The sequence below is a fragment of the Vibrio sp. 1727 genome, from assembly GCF_033344415.1.
GTDB classification, from domain to species: Bacteria; Pseudomonadota; Gammaproteobacteria; order Enterobacterales; family Vibrionaceae; genus Vibrio; species Vibrio alginolyticus.
On record NZ_JAWPOT010000537.1, the window covers coordinates 1 to 561 of the forward strand.

Here is a 561-nt window from a genome sequence, read left to right on the forward strand (position 1 = left end):
GTGTGGTTGCTGCGGTTGTACCGTGGAACTTTCCCCTTTGGCTTGCGTGCTGGAAGCTTGGTCCTGCTTTAGCAGCTGGTAACAGCGTGATTCTAAAACCGTCAGAAAAATCTTCTCTCACCGCGATATTTCTAGGTCAACTTGCTTCTCAAGCGGGATTACCAACAGTCGATTTCCAAGTCGTTACGGGTTTTGTTCAGGAAGCTGGCGACGCGTTGGCGAAACACCAAGACGTAGACTGCATCGCCTTCACAGGCTCGACGCGCATTGCAGGTCAACTGATGGTCAGATCGGGTGAGAGCAACCTAAAGCGCGTGTTTGCAGAAGCGGGCGGCAAGAACGCGAACATCGTGTTTGAAGATTGTGATGATTTAGACCGCGCAGCAGCAGACACCGCCGCAGGGTGTTTCTACAACCAAGGTGAGGTGTGCGTCGCGGCAACCCGCCTGCTTGTTCACGAAAGCATCAAAGATCAGTTCTTAGAAAAAGTTATTCAAGCGTCGAAAGCGTTCACGCCAAAAGACCCAATGGACCCAAGTTCATCCATGGGAGCGCTCATCG

1 protein-coding gene is annotated in these 561 nt (G+C 52.0%); it reads left to right on the forward strand.

Going from position 1 to position 561, the window contains the following annotated elements; genetic code table 11:
• On the forward strand, window positions 1-561 hold a 561-nt coding region (locus R8O10_RS26785), incomplete at both ends, for an aldehyde dehydrogenase family protein (RefSeq protein WP_318192170.1).